The sequence below is a fragment of the Marinobacter sp. G5_S1_61_S3 genome, assembly GCF_054968585.1.
Genome location: NZ_JBQKUK010000001.1, coordinates 305,193 through 322,690 on the forward strand (window position 1 = coordinate 305,193; position 17,498 = coordinate 322,690).

The 17,498-nt window shown below is 59.0% G+C and carries 15 protein-coding genes; 2 read left to right on the top strand and 13 right to left on the bottom strand.

The features are described 5' to 3' along the window. Positions 1-27 precede the first annotated feature (27 nt). The 6 genes from ACTRWH_RS01320 to ACTRWH_RS01345 all read right to left on the bottom strand — a co-directional run bounded on the left by ACTRWH_RS01320 (position 28) and on the right by ACTRWH_RS01345 (position 7,081). The gene (locus ACTRWH_RS01320) at positions 28-1,257 is read right to left on the bottom strand and encodes an FAD-dependent oxidoreductase (protein WP_462825793.1); all 1,230 of its coding nucleotides are present in this window, start codon (positions 1,255-1,257) and stop codon (positions 28-30) included. A gap of 295 nt (positions 1,258-1,552) precedes the next feature. Then, positions 1,553-2,422, bottom strand: a complete 870-nt coding sequence (locus tag ACTRWH_RS01325) for an ABC transporter ATP-binding protein (RefSeq protein WP_227662383.1) — start codon at positions 2,420-2,422, stop codon at positions 1,553-1,555. Positions 2,423-2,602: 180 nt separating this feature from the next. Continuing rightward, positions 2,603-3,598 (bottom strand): ABC transporter permease, encoded by a 996-nt coding sequence (locus tag ACTRWH_RS01330; RefSeq protein ID WP_075196314.1) that lies wholly within the window; start codon positions 3,596-3,598, stop codon positions 2,603-2,605. Positions 3,599-3,622: 24 nt separating this feature from the next. Continuing rightward, positions 3,623-4,978 (bottom strand): ABC transporter substrate-binding protein, encoded by a 1,356-nt coding sequence (locus ACTRWH_RS01335; RefSeq protein WP_462825794.1) that lies wholly within the window; start codon positions 4,976-4,978, stop codon positions 3,623-3,625. A 212-nt stretch (positions 4,979-5,190) separates the two neighbouring features. Next, positions 5,191-6,432, bottom strand: coding sequence for a CmpA/NrtA family ABC transporter substrate-binding protein (locus ACTRWH_RS01340; protein ID WP_091641481.1), 1,242 nt, complete (start codon positions 6,430-6,432; stop codon positions 5,191-5,193). 22 nt (positions 6,433-6,454) lie between these two features. Next, entirely contained in the window at positions 6,455-7,081 is a 627-nt protein-coding gene (locus tag ACTRWH_RS01345) for an ANTAR domain-containing response regulator (RefSeq protein WP_036201980.1), read from the bottom strand. A 477-nt stretch (positions 7,082-7,558) separates the two neighbouring features. Here ACTRWH_RS01345 and ACTRWH_RS01350 point away from each other — a divergent pair, with 477 nt between their 5' ends. Next, positions 7,559-10,234: a molybdopterin-dependent oxidoreductase gene (locus ACTRWH_RS01350; protein WP_462825795.1), complete on the top strand. Its 2,676-nt coding sequence runs from the start codon at positions 7,559-7,561 to the stop codon at positions 10,232-10,234. Here ACTRWH_RS01350 and ACTRWH_RS01355 read toward each other — a convergent pair. From ACTRWH_RS01355 to ACTRWH_RS01380, 6 genes are all read right to left on the bottom strand, one after another. Then, on the bottom strand, positions 10,214-10,915 hold the full coding sequence (locus ACTRWH_RS01355; protein WP_136633637.1) for a hypothetical protein: 702 nt from the start codon (positions 10,913-10,915) through the stop codon (positions 10,214-10,216). The two genes, ACTRWH_RS01350 and ACTRWH_RS01355, sit on opposite strands and share 21 nt — an antisense overlap. A 123-nt stretch (positions 10,916-11,038) precedes the next feature. Next, the gene (locus ACTRWH_RS01360) at positions 11,039-11,557 is read right to left on the bottom strand and encodes an Hcp family type VI secretion system effector (RefSeq protein ID WP_007155157.1); all 519 of its coding nucleotides are present in this window, start codon (positions 11,555-11,557) and stop codon (positions 11,039-11,041) included. Between the two features lie 198 nt (positions 11,558-11,755). Then, positions 11,756-12,562, bottom strand: coding sequence for a TonB family protein (locus ACTRWH_RS01365; protein WP_462825796.1), 807 nt, complete (start codon positions 12,560-12,562; stop codon positions 11,756-11,758). After that, positions 12,562-12,972 carry a biopolymer transporter ExbD gene (locus ACTRWH_RS01370; protein WP_462825797.1) on the bottom strand — a complete coding sequence of 137 codons (411 nt, stop codon included), beginning with the start codon at positions 12,970-12,972 and terminating at the stop codon, positions 12,562-12,564. Before ACTRWH_RS01370 ends, ACTRWH_RS01365 begins: the two co-directional genes overlap by 1 nt. After that, positions 12,969-13,370 (bottom strand): biopolymer transporter ExbD, encoded by a 402-nt coding sequence (locus tag ACTRWH_RS01375; protein WP_462825798.1) that lies wholly within the window; start codon positions 13,368-13,370, stop codon positions 12,969-12,971. Before ACTRWH_RS01375 ends, ACTRWH_RS01370 begins: the two co-directional genes overlap by 4 nt. Beyond that, positions 13,357-14,157, bottom strand: coding sequence for a MotA/TolQ/ExbB proton channel family protein (locus ACTRWH_RS01380; RefSeq protein ID WP_041335675.1), 801 nt, complete (start codon positions 14,155-14,157; stop codon positions 13,357-13,359). Before ACTRWH_RS01380 ends, ACTRWH_RS01375 begins: the two co-directional genes overlap by 14 nt. A 217-nt stretch (positions 14,158-14,374) precedes the next feature. Between ACTRWH_RS01380 and ACTRWH_RS01385 the strand changes: the two genes are divergently transcribed. Further along, a complete protein-coding gene (locus tag ACTRWH_RS01385) occupies positions 14,375-16,729 on the top strand; it encodes a diguanylate cyclase domain-containing protein (RefSeq protein ID WP_462825804.1) in 2,355 nt (784 codons plus the stop codon). On the opposite strand, the gene ACTRWH_RS01390 is transcribed toward ACTRWH_RS01385, so the two are convergent. Further along, entirely contained in the window at positions 16,730-17,494 is a 765-nt protein-coding gene (locus ACTRWH_RS01390; RefSeq protein WP_421858901.1) for a sulfite exporter TauE/SafE family protein, read from the bottom strand. Positions 17,495-17,498: the final 4 nt, after the last annotated feature.

Sequence of the window (17,498 nt, forward strand, 5' to 3'; positions counted from 1 at the left end):
TAATTCCTCTCTCTGTTCCCGGCCGCTTTACGCGGCTTCGCAGTAGTGCTTGCCAAAGGCCAGATGGGCCCGGTAAGGGCTGATGTCATCGGCCTGTTGAATGCGTTCGCTGTACCAGGGGCCGTCGCTGGTTTCACCGAAGAGCACGGCGCCTGTGAGTCTTTGGTCGCGAATCAGCAGGCGGCAGTAGCGATTGGTGTCGTAGTCCTGCCAGACCACGGATTCGGTCTCAGCGTCCGCGTCGGTCTGGCCGCAGGAAAATATCGGGATGCCGCTGATTTTCAGGCGCGTCGGGATGATGGATGGCTCAAACGTCGCCTGGCTGTTCTCGTCGCACAGCACCTGTGCCAGCACGTCCGCCTGTTGATAGCCGGGCTCCACCAGCCCGAAGGTCTGGCTGCCGACCTGGCAGCATTCGCCTAGTGCATGGATGTATTGGTCGCTGGTTTGCAGCTGCGGATTCACCCGGATGGCGCGTTCACAATCCAGCCCCGCTTCCAGAGCGAGTTCCGTGTTCGGGGTAATGCCCGCGGCGATCACCACCAGGTCGGTGCTGATCAGGGTTTCGTCGTCCAGCTGCACGGCACGGACCACATTGCGACCGAGCAGGGCCACGGGAGATGTTTGCGTGCGAATGGTCAGCCCGCGTTTGGTCAGGGCCTCTTCCAGCAGGGCGCCGCCGGCCGGGTCGAGTTGCCGGTTGAGAAGATGGCCGCTACGGTGCAGTACGGTCACCGCCATACCCCGGCTGCGCAGGCCTTCAGCCGCCTCCAGACCCAGGAAACCACCACCGATGACCACCGCGCGGCGATGGCGTTGGCTGATGTTGATCAGACGGCGGGTATCCTGCAGGTCGCGGAAGCCCATCACACCCTCCAACTCCTCACCCTTCAGGCCAAGACTGGCGGAGCGGGAACCGGTGGCCAGAACCAGGCTGGTGTAGTGTTGAGTCCGCCCGCTGGCAGTGGTAACCGTGTGCTCTTCCCGGTTAATGGCGGTAACGGGATCTCCCTGATGCAAGGTGATGTTGTTGTGCTGATACCAGTCCGGTTGCTGCAATTGCAGACTGTCTTCGTTGGCATCGCCGGCCAGCAGGGCCGAAAGCTGGATGCGGTTGTAGGCAGGGCTTGCCTCGCCATTGAACACCACAATGCGTGCAAAAGGCCGATGCGGTTGAACAACCAGTTTTTCGAGCAGACGCTGGGCCACCATGCCGTGTCCGCAGATAACGAGAGTCTGTTCTGCCTTTGCGCTCATGATGGTGATGCCCTTCTTGTGTCCAAAACGAAAAAAGCCGGAGCATCTGATTCCCGAAGGAACTCGATGGTCCGGCGCCAATGCCAACAACAATGATCTGATGGTCCGGCCGATCCTTAGCCGGGACATTCTTCCCTGTATCTACAGTAGCGAACGCCGTGCCAAAATTATTAGTCCTTTATTTACAGTAAGTTGAAAGATGTCGCTTTGAGCTTGGCCCGAAAACTGTGCGCTCTGACAGGGCGACGTGCACCGGATGAGTGCTTCTGAAGGGCGCGAGCTTCTCCGTTTGATTTCATGCAATGCGGCGAACGGGGCTCTCAGAATGCTCGTTATCGACATCCGGTGAGCTGTCTTCCTGCGACGCCGCTTCGGCTTCAGCGGTGGGCTTATCCTGTTCATCCTCGCCTTTGCCGGGGAAGCGCTGTTTTTCATACAGGAAGGACAATACCGCCTGACGGTAGCGCACATATTCTGGATGGTCGGCCAGGGTGACCCGGTTGCGGGGGCGCTCCAGCTCAATGCGCAACTCTTCCCCGATGGTGGCAGCCGGCCCGTTGGTCATCATCACAATGCGGTCCGACAGCAGCACGGCCTCGTCCACATCGTGGGTAATCATGATCACCGTGCTGTTCAGGTCCTGCTGAATTTTCATCAGCGAATCCTGCAGGTGGGCACGCGTCAGCGCGTCCAGCGCGCCAAAAGGCTCGTCCATCAACAGTACGCTGGGCTTCATCGACAGTGCCCGGGCAATCCCCACCCGCTGGGCCATACCCCCAGAGATCTCTCCGGGGCGTTTATCCAAGGCGTGGTCCATGTTGACCAGCTTGAGGTTGTGAAGAATCCATTCCTTTCGCTCAGCTCTGCTCATGGATTTGCGGAATACCTGCTGCACAGCCAGTTCAACGTTCTCGTAAACCGTCAGCCAGGGCATTAACGAGTGATTCTGAAACACCACCGCCCGTTCCGGCCCCGGTGTGTTCACCTCATGCCCGTCCAGTACGCAGCCACCGCGGGTAGCCTGGAGCAGGCCGGCCACAATATTCAGCACAGTGGACTTGCCGCAACCGGAGTGGCCAATCAGGGAAACGAATTCCCCTTTTCGGATCTTCAGGTCGACGTTTTCCAGTGCTACGAATGGCCCATCTTTTGTATCAAAGGCCATCTGCACATTGGTCAATTCAAGATGCGACTTACTCATGTTCTTTCTCCTCTGGTTTCGGAGTACGAGCTGGCAGGGAGGGTGGTCCGGGGCACGCTGTGAATACGTCCCTGTACGCTCGACAAAAACATCCATGTTTTTGACGTCCCCGGACCACCCTCCCTGCCAGCTCTATGCCGAGTTTTATTCGTTCCAGGCTACTTTTTTCTGAATCAGTAGCATGATTCGATCAAGAAGGAAGCCAATAAAACCGATGGCCAGTACCGCCACCATTATTCGGCTCAGGGATTCACTGCTGCCATTCTGGAATTCGTCCCAGACAAATTTTCCGAGGCCGGGGCTCTGAGCCAGCATTTCGGCCGCTATGAGAACCATCCAGGCGATGCCCAGGGACACTCTCAGGCCGGTGAAGATCATCGGAACAGATGACGGCAACACGACCTTGCGAACGTGAGTCCAGAACGACAGTTGCAGCACTTTTGAAACGTTTAAAAGATCGGGATTTACCGCTGAAACCCCAACGCTCGTGTTAATCAGCGTTGGCCACAGGCTGCACAGGGTGACTGTGATCATCGAGGTCAGGAATGACTTCTCGAACATCGGGTCATCACTCACGTACGTAGCGGAGACCACCATCGTGACCAGCGGCAGCCAGGCCAGTGGCGATACCGGCTTGAAAATCTGGATCAGAGGATTGATGGCCGCCGAGAAGTGGCGGTTCAGGCCGATAATGATGCCTAGAGGCACGGCAATAAGGGTTGCCAGTACAAAGCCGGCCAACACCGTACCCAGGCTGGTAAAGATCTGGTCGATGAACGTGGGTGCGCCGGGATAGTCGCGGATTTTCACCTCCGCGTCCGGGTTCTCCGCCAGGATGCGTTCGTTGCGATCCTCCTGCATGGTGACAAACTGCGCCGCCCGGTCCCGCTGGTTGCTGTGCTCCTGCCACAACTGCCCAGACTGCTCCAGCACATCGGCGGGGCCCGGGAAGGCCCCCAGCGATGTTTGCACCTGGGGCGCGGCCAGATGCCAGAAGCCGAGGAACAGCGCGATACCGATAGCTGGCAGCAGCAACTGGCGGAAGGTTTCGGCCAGGTTCTGGCCGGACAGCTTTTCCGTCAACGCACGGAGCCAGCGTTGGCCTGATGATAACGAGTCGGTCTGGCTGAGCGTGGTCATGTGATGTCTCCTGACACTCAAGTCTTAAGGGGTTTGCGAGCCTTTCAGGCCAATCTCAAAGCTGTCGATGTAGGCGTTCGGTTCCCTCGGAGTGAAGGCCACGCCGTCGATCAGATCGCCCTGGTGCGGGCGCGCAAAGTTTTCCGCATCCAGGTCCGGGAAATCCTCTGCCTTGAGCGTGCCGTCCTTGATCAGGGTTCGGGCCGCTTCCTTGTAAATATCCGCGCGATAGACCTTGGCTGCGGTTTCCATATACCAGTCGTCGGACTTCGGCTCGGCAATCTGCCCCCAGCGGCGCATCTGGCTCAGATACCAGATGGCATCGGAGGGATATGGGTAGGTGGCGTAGTAGCGAAAGAACACGTTGAAGTCCGGCACCTTGCGGACATCGCCTTTTTCGTACTCGAAGGTGCCGGTCATGGAGTTAGCGATCACTTCCTCGTCGGCGCCCACGTAGCTTGAGCGGGACAGGATTTTCACCGCCTCTTCACGGTTGGCGTTGTCATTTTCATCCAGCCAGTGGGCGGCGCGGATCAGTGCACGAAGCAGCCTGAGATGGGTGTTGGGATACTGTTCTGCCCAGGCTTCAGTAACACCGAATACTTTCTCAGGGTTGTTGGGCCAGATTTCGTAGTCGGTGATGACCGGCACGCCGATGCCTTTGAACACTGCTTGCTGGTTCCAGGGTTCGCCCACGCAATAGCCCTGAATGGTGCCGGCTTCCATGGTGGCCGGCATTTGCGGTGGCGGCGTGACCGACAGGTGAACGTCGGCGTCTATGTTGCCGCTGGTGTCACCACGCTGGGGAGCGTAATAGCCTGGGTTCAGGCCGCCTGCAGCGAGCCAGTAACGAAGCTCGTAGTTGTGGGTGGACACCGGGAAAACCATGCCCATGCGAAAACGCTCGCCCTTGTCACGGTACTGGTCGATGACCGGTTTCAGAGCAGTGGCGCTGATCGGATGAGCGGGATTGCCGTCGCTGCCGTCTTCAATGTGTGGGTGCATTTGCTCCCATACGTCGTTCGATACGGTAATGCCGTTGCCGTTCAGGTCCATGCTGAACGCGGTGATGATGTCCGCCTGGGTGCCGTAACCAATGGTCGCACCAAGTGGCTGGCCTGCCAGCATGTGGGCGCCATCAAGGGTGCCGGTCACCACGCCGTCGAGCAGGACTTTCCAGTTGGCCTGGGCTTCGAGTTCCACGAACAGGCCTTCATCCAGGAAAAATCCCTGTTCCCAGGCAATGGCCAGTGGCGCCATGTCCGTCAGTTTGATGAAGCCGAGCTTCAGGTCTGGCTTTTCGGCCGGGCCGATGTCGGCGTGTGCTGAGCCCGCCGCCGTCAAGATCAAGAATGTCGCTGCCAGTGTTCTCAGTTGCATGGTGCTCTCCCGGAGTATTATTCAGACAAAAAAAAGCCTGCCCCCCGTTTCCGGGATGCAGGCCTCAATGCCTGATGTTCTGTCAGTTTTCGTCACTGCCGTTTACCCGCACAGTGAATGCAAGATCGTCTATGTTGACAAAGCAGTCTGCGTGCCATGTTTTTAAATTATTGATATTTATAAATAATAATGAATGAGCACAAAAATGAGTGTTATTGAGGGCGGGATTTCGTGGCTGTTTTAGTGCGTGACGCTTCTTTATTGGGCGTAGCCATGGGGTTGTCGGCCAGCCAGTCGTGGAGGTGCTCTCCCAACAGGCGGTCGCTGGCAACATCCACGGGGCCGTAGCGCCCCGACAGGGTAAAGGGGAGTTGGTGCCGGCCCTCGGTCTTGCTGTCGATAACCGGTGCGTCAATGCCCATGGAAGCTGCGGCGTTGCGGAACAGATCCGGCCTGACGACCTGACGAACCATGGCGCCGTCCACCGGGCCGAGTTGACCCCGGAGCGTCAGGCGGGTTGCCAGCCAATGGGCTTGTGACAGCCAGGGGAAGTTGGCGGAGTGGCGAAAAAAGTGTTGATGCAATCGCGGATGGAACAGACTGTACGGGTGGTTATCCAGCACGTTGATCTGTTCACCCAGATACTCGGGCCTGGCCAGGATGTCCCGTAGCAGGCGATGGTTGTGAGGGTTATCCAGCCACTGACAGGCTGCAAGCAGTGCCCGCAACAGGTGCCGGTGCATCACGTTGTGCTGCTCCGTCCAGTCGGCGCGCATACCCAGAACCTTTTCAGGGGCGTTCTGCCAGATCTGGTGGCCGGAATGGAGAATATGCCCCAGCTTCTCGTACTCCAGCAAGCTGTTCCAGGGCTCACCGACGCAGCAGCCTTCGATGGTATTTGATCGAAACGCGTCCACCATCTGTATCGGGGATACGGGGATGATCTGCACGTGCTTTTCCGCGTCTGGCCCGGCAGAGGCCAGCCAGTCCCGGAGCTGAAGGTCATGGCTGGACCAGGGCGCCACGGAGGCCAATCGTATTGGCTCGCCTCTGCCCCTGGCCACGCGTATCAGCGCGCGAGCGGTGGCAATGGGGTTCTCCAGATCCGTGGCTGAATGGGTCAGTTCGTGATGCAGCCGAGCGCTGAGGGTAATCCCGTTGCCGTTGCGGCTCAGCACCATGCCGACCACAACGGGCACTTTGGGGCGGTCGGTCGCCAGGGACATACTCAGCGGCATCGGCGCCAGCATGTGGCCGCCGTCCAGCAGGCCAAAACTGACCTTGTCGCGCAATGATGCCCAGGAGCCTTCACGCACCAGTTCCACGTCCAACCCTTCGGCATCAAACAGCCCCAGCTCTCGCGCAACAATCAATGGTGCGCTATCGAGCAGCGGCACAAAGCCGAGGCGGACATTGAATCCGGGATGCTTGTGAAGCGGGGTTGGACGAACCATGGATGCTCCCTAACAGCGTTGATCAGGATGCTTTCTGGATGGCACCGGCCGAGCCCTGGCTGTGTCGTTCCAACAGCTTGATAACGCGCCCCGCCATCACCGCCAGGCGTTCGCTGTGCTCCATGGCAGAGCTGCGCAGCATACGATAGGCCGTTTCCTCGTCGCAGTTTTCATGCCGCATGATCAGCCCTTTGGCTTTCTCAATAACCTTGCGGTCTTCCAGTGCCGAGCGGGTTTCCTCCAGCTCTGCCCTCAGTGCCTGAAAGGATTCGAACTGCGCTACGGCTGAGTCAATGATCGAGCGAACCCGGTCCGGCTGTATGCCGTCGACAACGTAGGCGCTGACCCCCGCCTTCACTGCGGCATGGATGGTGGCGCGATCACCGGGCTGGTCGGCGAAGAAAACGATGGGCCGGGGTGCGTGAGTGTTGAGGGTGCTCATGTTCTCCAGGGTATCCCGGTCGGGCGAGTCCATATCAATGATCACCATGTCCGGCTGGTCGCGGGCAACCGCTGCGGTCAGGCCGGTAGCATCCGGGCGCTGGCGAATGACTTCATGGCCCTCATGTCTGAGCGCCTGGCAAACCTGGCTTGCCCGTTCGGGGTCCTTGTCGATCAGAAGGATGCGAAGGGGTTCTGGCGAATTCATGATGGTTTCCTCGATGTACAGGCATTGGATGCCTTTCTCTTTAACGCTGTCAGCAAAACGGTTCCATCAGTGTCAGTGCAATAAATTTGCCAGGGTCACGGGAAGTGCCTTGCGAGCAGGGGAATAGCCGTTTCTCAAGGTCATGGGCAAATATTTTTATTCGTTAACTGTGCGCTCTGATTGGGCGTTTTTGAGCGTTTTGCACTGTTATGACTCCTGGCACGGGGGTATTGAGTGGTCCCAGAGTTTGCTGAAACACCTGCTGGCCGGTTTTCTCCGGGAGTGGCCCTGGATTTGCACGGGCTTTGGGAAACGTTTGTAGCGAAAGCTGACACGCCAACCATAAACTGCCAGGCCCGGGGTTACTTGATCCCGGTACTGAATGCTGGCAACGAAGCCCGCATGCCCGGTTCCTGCCTGTTCAGGGAGTTCCGGACATTGCGGGCTTTTTTGTGCGTGTAACACTCAGGAGACACCGTGGACTTACTCAACACTACTGGCCCGGACCCGGTTCATACCACCTGCCCCTATTGCGGGGTAGGCTGTGGCGTGATGGCCTATTCCGACGGCGGCACACCGGTGGCCGGGGACAAAGACCACCCTGCGAACAAGGGGCGTCTGTGTGTGAAAGGTGCCAGCCTTCACGAAACCACCGGCCAGGAAGACGGACGGTTGCTGTTCCCGATTGTCAGGGGGCGCCGCAGCGAATGGGAGCAGGCGCTGGACGAGGTGGCACATGCGATACAGGACAGCGTCAAGACTCACGGCCCACAGTCGGTGGCCTTTTACCTGTCGGGCCAGTTGCTGACCGAGGACTATTACGTCGCCAACAAGCTGGCCAAAGGGTTCATTCGCACACCTCATGTGGATACCAACTCCCGGCTTTGCATGTCGTCGGCTGTGGCTGCTCACAAACGGGCCTTTGGGGCGGATGTGGTTCCGGGTTGCTATGAGGACCTGGAACTGGCGGACCTGCTGGTTCTGGCTGGCAGTAACGCCGCGTGGGCGCATCCGGTGCTTTACCAGCGTATGAAGGCCAGTGCGCGGGATGGGCGTCGAGTGGTTGTTATTGATCCACGCCGCACCGCCACCAGTGAACTGGCGGACCTTCACCTGGCGTTGCGGCCAGGTACGGATACGGTATTGTTCAACGGTTTGCTGAGTTGGCTCGCCGATCACGGTGGCCTGGATCAGGCCTACATTGATGCGCACTGCCAGGGTTTCGATAACGCATTGGCAAGTGCACGGGCGGCGGCCCCAAGCGTCGAATCGGTCGCAGAGCAGTGTGATCTTGCGCCGGAGGATGTCGAAACCTTTTATGCCTGGTTTGCTCAGACGCCGCGCACCGTCACCGGCTTTTCCCAGGGCATAAACCAGTCGATTGCCGGCACCGATAAAGGCAATGCCATTATTAACAGCCACCTGGCGACAGGCCGGGTGGGTAAGCCCGGAGCGGGGCCCTTCTCCCTGACCGGCCAGCCCAATGCCATGGGTGGACGGGAAGTGGGCGGGCTGGCCAATACCCTGGCCGCTCACATGGATTACGACAGCCCGGGAGCCCGATCACGAATGGCGGATTTCTGGGGTACCGGTGCGGTGGCCGATGGTCCGGGCTACAAGGCCGTGGACATGTTTGAGGCGGTTCACCGTGGTGATATCCGGGTGATCTGGATCATGGGAACCAACCCGGCGGTCAGTCTGCCGGATTCGGCCCGGGTTCGGGAGGCCTTGGCGCGTTGTCCCACCGTGATTGTTTCAGACTGCGTCGCCCACACTGATACCACGGACCTCGCGGACATCCTCCTACCCGCCGCTGGCTGGGGGGAAAAGGATGGCACCGTCACCAATTCGGAACGCCGTATTTCGCGGCAGCGTTGCTTCCTACCCCTGCCCGCGGAAGTAAAACCGGACTGGTGGATCATGAGTTCCGTGGCCGGAAAACTGGGGTTCGGCGAGGCATTTAACTATAAGCGGCCAGCGGATATCTTTCGCGAACACGCAGCCCTGTCCGCCCATGAGAACAACGGTGAGCGCCTGTTTAACCTTGCCGGGCTGGCTAACCTTTCAGATGCAGGCTATGAAGCGCTGATCCCGGTGCAATGGCCAGTTATGGAGGGCGCTGGAGTGGAGGCTGAAGGCTCGACACGACTGTTTTCCGATGGCCGTTTTGTCACCGACAACCAGCGTGCCCGCTTTGTCGCTATCAACACCCGATTGCCCGCCCAACAAACCAGTGACGACTACCCCATGGTGGTCAATACCGGCCGTATACGGGACCAGTGGCACACCATGACCCGAACCGCCAACACCCCACGATTACTGACCCACCGCTCAGAGCCCTATGTCGACGTGCATCCCGACGACATGGTTGCGCACCAGCTGAAGGAGGGGCATCTGGCGCGGTTGAGCCTCGGTGACGGCGGTTACGTGGGGCGAGTCCGAAAGAGCCCCGAACAGCGTCGTGGCGAGGTATTTATACCCATCCACTGGAATCGACAGTTTGCGTCCAGTGGGGTTGCAACACTGCTGACCGAATCAGTGACAGACCCAGTTTCGGGCCAGCCGGAGGCCAAACATGGGCGAGCCGACATAACGCCATTCCGCGCCCGTTGGCATGCACGATTGCTGGTCAGGCGCAATCGGCCCCGGCGCTGGCAGGCCGACTACTGGTGCCAGGCGCCACTGCAATACTGCGACAGTTGGTGGCTGGCCGGGCGGCAGCCAGTTGACTGGCCGGCGTCGATGACAGAGTGGCTGGGCGGAAAAGCGCATCTGGTAATGGCCGATGTGGCGCAGGGGCGGTTTCGCGCCGCCCGGCTGGTCAACGGGCAACTGGAAGCGGTGTTGATGGTCGACAGCGATCCGGCGTTGATACCGGAGACCAGTTGGCTGGATCGCTGTTTTGCCGAAACAGAACTTTGCGACTCCAGCCGCCGGGCGCTGTTGGCTGCACGGGACGTCGACGTGGAAGATCCGGGCGCCATGATCTGTAGCTGTTTTCAGGTTGGGGAAAACCAGATAGCCGGTGCCATTGCTGAAGGGGCGCAGTCGATAGAAGCCCTGGGTAATAGCCTGAAGTGCGGCACCAATTGCGGGTCCTGCATTCCGGAGTTGCGCGACCTGCTTGCGGTATCAGTCCGCGAGAGCGCGTAACAGAACCAGGGGGACCCGGTATCGCAAGCCACGGCTGCGCCCGGTGCCCTCCACGGTGCAGGTTTTCCGGTTCACCCGAATGATCCGACCTTCCAGCTCACGTTTGCCGGCGCCAAAGCTCACCGCATCCCCGATCGTCCAGTTCGCTATGAGTTGGCGTGTATCTGGCGCCTCAATGGGATCGTCGGGCACGGAAAGCCCTGCCTTTTCGGCCTGGATGGCGAGATGACGCCTGGCTGCCTCAGCACCGCCGCTGGCGTGGAGCTCGTCCAGTATCCGGTAGAAATGCTGATTATGGACGGAGCCCCGGTAGCGCTGGCCTGACACATGCTGGAGTAGGTGCGCAAATTCGTGGCAACAGGTGTGCGCCAGCAGGTTCAATGTGGTGACCGTACCCCCGAAATATTCTCTCTGGCGAATCTCCCGCCCGGATAGCCAGCCGCCAACGGCATCAGGCTGGTGCTTATCCATAATCATGCGCTTGCCGTAGGTGATCTGGTGCTGTTTCAGGCGTGGGTCAAAACGATGGTAGGTGGCCTGGCCCGAGCCGACACGGCATAGCAGGGTAGTGGAAGGGAGTTGATCGCGAACCCATTGTCGGGCGGGCGTCCATAGTATGGCGTGCGTTGTATCGCACATTAGTTGGCCAATACTGCGAGCCATGGGTGCTTCAATAGTCATCGATCAGGCGCATGTGGAGGTGGCGGGAAACACTCATGCCCTGATGATACCGGGTGTTGGTCTTGCCGTAAAAACAACAACGGCCAGCAAAGGCTGGCCGTTGTGACTTCGTGGACCGGAGGCTTAGCCTTCGATCGGCGAACGCCAGTCGTCCGCACCGGAAGTACCGGCAACAGCGTGTTCCCAGGTCACTTTACGGTAGGACAGGGACGCGGTTACCAGCTGGGTGAAGTCAGCGCTGGCGGCATCCTGGCAGTGCGGCATGTTGCACTGGATGTCGATGATGGTGGCATCTTCCAGGATGGTGGAGAAGAAGTGCTCCTGCTTGCCTTCAACAGAGGTGCGGTACCACTTCAGCTCAACCTTCGGCAGCATTTCGCCAGAAGCCAGGGCGTTGTACATAAGCGGGGTTGCTTTGTTCAGCGCGGAGGTGAACTTGAACGGCTTGTGAACGCGCTGACCGGAAGGCTGACCGGACTGGGGATCGGTCGGAACGGTGACAACGTGGCTGAATTCCTGTACCAGCACTTCGTCTTCGTGACCTTCAACGTAGATGTTGCCTACGGAGTCGGAGGTGAATGCGCCGGCGGTGATGTTGCCCTGAGTTTGGCCTTCGATGCTGATATAACAAGGAGTTGGCATAGTCTGCTCCATGACGTGTGAATGAGTAAGTGTCCTCGGGATCTCCCTGGACACTTAACACATAACAAAGGCCGTGCCAGAAACATAAATGTCTTTAATAACAGTAAGTAACGGTCTCCAGGTTGATAGCCTAAGGCTGGGCCAGGCAATCGGTTGCTGGCTTTGGGGCGAGATTTTGCTGGTCGAGCAAAAAATTGCTCAACGTAGGTTGAAATTAATCGGCAGGGTATAGGTGAAGGTCTGGCCTTTCATGGAGTCGGGTACTTCCGGCAGTGGTTCGGCGTCCTTGAGCATGTCCAGCGCAGCATCATCGAGCAACGCATGGTTTGAGGAGGCGTGCAAAGAGTGGTCTACCAGAGTGCCATCACGGCTGAACTCGAAAACCACCACCGGAGCGCCTTCCTGGCCAAGACGACGGGCACGACGTGGGTATTCGTAGTAGCGCCCCAGATGCCGGCTCAGTTCCGTGAGGTAGCGGTCCACATCGGAGGACTGTCCGGCAGTGAGTTCAACCTGCTGGCTGAGGCTTTCTTCTTCAGCAGTTTCAGCAGTGTTTTCGGACACTTGCTCCGTGCTCGTGTCGCTTTCAGTCGTATCAACCTGGGGCTCAGGCTCTGTTACTTCGGGTTGCGGTGTCGGCTCAGGTTCGGGTTGTGGCTCGGGTTCCGGTTCCGGCACAATTTCTGGCTCTGGCTCTGGCTCTGGCTCTGGCTCTGGCTCTGGCTCTGGCTCTGGCTCTGGCTCTGGCTCTGGCTCTGGCTCTGGCTCTGGTTTCGGAGTTGGCTCTGGGGGCGTTTCCTGTTCAACGGGGGGCTGGGGTTCGGGCGTTTCGGGCGCCGGTTTGCCGGCCAGGGAAATCTTGATAGCAGGCGCGGAATTAACGGCGGCGTTTCCGAGCGGTTTCAGTTCAGGAATTCGCTCGGGCGTGGCGATTACCACCACAATTGCAGTGATAACAACGGAAACGAGCAGAAGAAGGCAACGGACGGTCTTGCTGGCACCCATCAACTGGCGGGCTCCGTCAGCAGGATGACTTCCTGATAGCCGTTGTCCTCCAGCACACGAAGCAGCGACTCCAGATCAGACATGGCAATCTCGCGTTCAGCGGCGATTTTCAACGGGGATTCTTCATCCGGCGCTGGCAATGCCTTGGGAAGGCCCTGCGTCGTTACGGTGCGGCCGTCGACTTGCCACTCGCCTTTTGCAGTGACGGTCAGATCGGCATAGGGCTGCTCATTACCGGCTTGTTGCCCGGTACCCGGTAGCTCTGGCAACGGGGTGTCTGACAGTTGGCCTGCCACGATAAAGAACATCAGCAGCAGGAATACCAAGTTGATGAGCGGCAGAAGGGCGTCCTCGAGACGCTCCATCAATGATTGGCCCGAGGTAACGGGCGGCGGTACCAGATCCGTCATGGCTGCTCCGCAGCGTCAGGGGTGCGCTTCCAGTGGGTGGTAACGCCACTGTCAGTGAGCTGGCTGTAGGCCTGGGTGAAATGGGTCAGTTGGGTGGCAGACTCTGTGGCGAGGTTGATTTCGCTGACGCCACCGGCCCGGAGCTGCTGGACCAGACTGTCCACTCCATAGGTTTCTCCCTGCCAGCGAGCCTGGCCATCACGCTGGATGACCACTTCGGGGATCGGCTCTCCGGTGACTGAACTGGTGTCGCCCGTGCTGTTGCTAAGCTCCATGAAACTGACCGGCAGCAAACGGCTGGTGAGCATGAAGAACACCAGCAGAATGAAGACCACATCGATCAGTGGGGTGATGCGGATCGGGATCGGGCGTGCCGGGCGTGGTTCAACCAGTTGCATTGGCCAGGCGACCCTGATGCTCGTCCCCGGAATACTCCACAACGCGCCCGGTCCTGGTGCCGGTGGCCGGTGCCGACTCATCGTGGGTCTCCAACGCCGATTCGCTTTCCGTTGTGGCGACGGGGACCGAGAGAATGGTAACCAGTGCGCTATTGATGGTTTTCTGGATACGCCGCAGGCGGAATTCAATCCAGGCGGCCAGTGCGGCAAACGGAATGGCGATAACCAGGCCGGCCGCAGTTGTGGTGAGTGCTTCGTAGATGCCGCCGCTTAGCTGGGAGGCATTGGCGCGCCCTTCGGTGGCGGCCATGGCTCCAAACGCCTCCATCATGCCCAGAACGGTGCCTAAAAGGCCCAGCAACGGTGCCAGCGCGGCAATCACTTCGATGATCTTGAGCGGTGCCTCGAACGGCTCGAGGGCTTCATGGGCGTCCCTGGCGACGGACTCCCGAATCTGCTGGGGATCGGTGCCGGCATTGCGGGCGTTCATGGTGTTGACGATCAAGTGGTGCAGTGGGTTCAGTCGGGCGTATCGGCTTGCGGACCGTTGCAGGTCCTCCGACACGTTGTCGCCAGGCCTTTGTTGCCATTTTGTAATGGCCTTTTTAAGTTTGGCAGTAAACCTGGGGGCAAAAAAAGTGCCGAATAACATGAGGTAAAGAAAGGTGACAACACCTGCCAGGGCAATCGCCAGCAACACAATCATGACGGGGCCGCCCATTTCCAGCAGCTGACTGACCGGGCCGGCGCTGATTCCGGTGGCGTCGGCGAGCAGGGACTCGGACATTGGGGAAACCTCAGTTAAGAAAATAGGTCTAAATAGTAACGATTATCATTGAAATTGCAAGTTCTGTAACCTGCTGAAACCCGAGTCTCTGTTAGACTTACCAATATTAAATCCTCCAGTAATCGACACGTTATCCAGTGAAAAACAGATATTTAGCATTAAGGGACGTCAACCCGAACCTATCCTGCGTCCATGAAGCGGGAGCCACTCCGCTGTGATGATAAGACGCTGGCTAGCAAGCCTGGTTAATCGTGCTGTTGCCTTTGTCATCCTGGCCATCGTGCTGGCTGCTCTGGCGGTGGCCGTGGTCAGTTCTCTGGTGGGACGCTCGGAACTGGCGGGGCAGACAAGGGAGCAGGTGGAGACCATCGCGGAACTGGTTGCCAGCGATCTTGATGCACGCCTGGCCCAGCGCCGGGATACCCTGACCCATGTCGCGGAAGGGTTCACCATGGAGGAGGTGGTGCTGCGCTCCCGCTCCCGCCTTCTCGTCCGTCGCGAGATTGCGTTGCAACATATGTTCGACGGGATCTACGTATTTGATGCCAGTGGCAAGGTCATTGCGGAGTATCCAGAAAGCTTCCGGCAGACGGGGCTGGATGTCAGCGGCCGTGAGTATTTCCGCCAGACCTCAAGCCAGCTCACCTCCATTATCAGTGACCCTTATGTGTCGAACTACCGGGAGCGGCCCGCCGTTATGATGACGGCGCCGATTTTCGATCATCGTCAACGGTTTATCGGCGTGCTGGGAGGGGCGGTTTTTCTCGACGGCGACAACTTCATGGAAGACACCAGCGGTGTGAGTATTGGCAAAACCGGCTATATCAGCATTGCCACACGTACCGGTGTAACCCTGGGCCACGGCCGTACCGGTGAAACCATGGTGCCGCTCAGGCTTGAAAACGAGGCTCACAAGAAGGCGATGGCGGGCTTCGAAGGCACTTTGCAGACGCTTGACCAGGAAGGCACCGAAACCATCACCTCGGTGCGCCAGATGTCACAGGTGCCCTGGTTTGTGGCCGCTGTGTGGCCGGTGAATGAGGCCTATGCGCCGCTCAGCCGGTTGACGGACAGCTTTGCGCAGACTCTCCTGATCGTGATTCTGATTGTGGCACCCTTGGCGCTGGTTGTGTTTCGTCGGTTGATGGCGCCCATGCGAAATCTGGGGTTCCAGATCAGTGAGCGCCACCTGGGGATACGGACCGAGCCGGTGGACGTTCTGGGAGGCACGGAAATCCGCCAGGTTGCGGAGACCTTCAACACCGTGATGGAAGAGCGTGACGAAGTGCTGTCCTCCCTGGCCGAGCGCGAGGCGTTTTTCCGCTCGCTCACCCAGAGTGCGCCGATTGGCATTATCCAGACCGATGTTCTGGGCAGGATTGAGTTCGTGAACCCGGCGTTTGAGCGGATCATCGGGGTCAGCTCCAGTGACCTCCAGCATACCCCCCTGATTCAAGGCGTATACGAAGAGGATCAGGCTGGCACGGTTGAAGCGTGGCGAGAGGCTCTGCGCAGCAAAACAGTGTTCCGAGGGCGATTCCGCCTGAAAAGCCGCTCCGGAGGTGGCGTGGTGTGGGCGGATGCCATGACGGCGGTGATTGAGACGGAGGAGCGTTCACTGGGTACCATCACCGTAGTCAGGGACATCACCCACGAACTGGAGATCGAGGCGGAACTGGCCGAGCAACAGAAACGCGCGGACAGTATTCTGGGCGTATTGCAGGAAGGCGTATTGATGGTGGATGCCGAAGGCATTATCCGGTACTCCAACCAGGCCGCGTCCGGGTTCCTTGGATTGGCCGAAAACGGCGAGCGGCAGAACTTTTTCACGCTGGTATCGATTGAAGACGAGAACCATCGCTGGGAGGCTGACGATTTTCTGCGCAGTACCGATGTGGATAGCCTGTATGCCACCCTGCGAAACAGGGCGGGCCAACTCTTCGATATAGACCTGGCAATGCTTCATCTTCGCCGGAAAAGCCATAATCACCGTATGGTATTCGTGATCCGGGACGACAGCGCCCGCCGTCGCGAAGAAGAGCGACTGTCCTGGGAAGCGACCCACGACAGCCTGACGGGCTTGCTCAATCGTCGGGCGTTCAATTCTTCCCTGGTCAAATGCCTGACGGATACCAACAAGAAAACGGCGGCCAGCGTTCTGATGCTGATCGACCTGGACTATTTCAAGCCCGTCAACGACGAAGGCGGGCACTTGCTGGGAGATGATTTGCTGGGGCGACTATCGGACCTGCTCACGCAGTCCGTGCGCCAGTCGGACACGGTGGCACGTCTTGGTGGCGATGAATTCGGCATAATCCTGCCCGCCTGTGGTCAGCAGCGCGCTGTCGAGCTTGCCGAGAAAATCCGAGCCGGTATTGAAGCCTTGCGTATAGAGCAGGACGGCAGGACGTTTGGAGTGACTGCCAGCATCGGCCTGACCGAGATGGGTGTCGCGGATACAGGGCCCCGGGAAGTCGTTGCGCGTGCTGACGAAGGCACCTACGCCGCCAAGGCCCAGGGGCGAAATCGTGTGGTGACGGTTCCCTTACCGTCACGGCAGAAGCCGGATTGATCACCACCACCCCGCAGAGCTGCCCGCCTGCCACAGCAAGCGTAGAGCGAGCAGGGTCAGAAGAACGTTGAACACGCGGCTGAAGTGCCGATTGCTCAAGGACTTGAGCACGTGGAGCCCCAGCCAGGTGCCGGCAAAACCAAAGCTGATCATGGCCAGTATGAACATCAGCCAGTCGCGGAAAACGAAACCAGCGAGTCCAAAAACCAACGCTTTGGGTGCGTGCTGGAGCGTCATTGCCGTGGCGAATGTCGCGACGGTGGTGAAACGCTCGGTGTGCATCTGCTTGATGAAGGAGGCCACCAGGGGACCGGTTGCGCCCACAAACAGGGAAATGAAACTGGTCAACGCAGAGGCAAGAAAGATCCCGATGCTGCCGAAGGCTCCCTTTGGCAGAGCGGGGCCCCAGCACAGGTAAAGCACGAAAACGCCAATGGTCAGTTGCCACAGATAGGGCGGCAGGTCGATCAGCAACCAGGCGCCAAGCCCCGCTCCGACCAGTACCCCTGGTGCGAAGGCTGCAATGGCTTTCCAGTCGGTGTGCTGCCAGGTCAGTGTGGCTCGCCCGGCGTTGGAACCCAACTGGATCATACCGTGAACCGGTATGATCGCCGCCGGTGGTATCCAGAACGCCATCAATACCAGCAGCAGAACCCCGCCCCCGGCGCCAAGGCTGGCGGTAATCATCGACGTAATGACAGAGCTCAGCAGCAGGAAAACGGCCGTTGCGGTGTTCAGGCCTTCCGGGATGAACGTCAGTTCCAAGGCG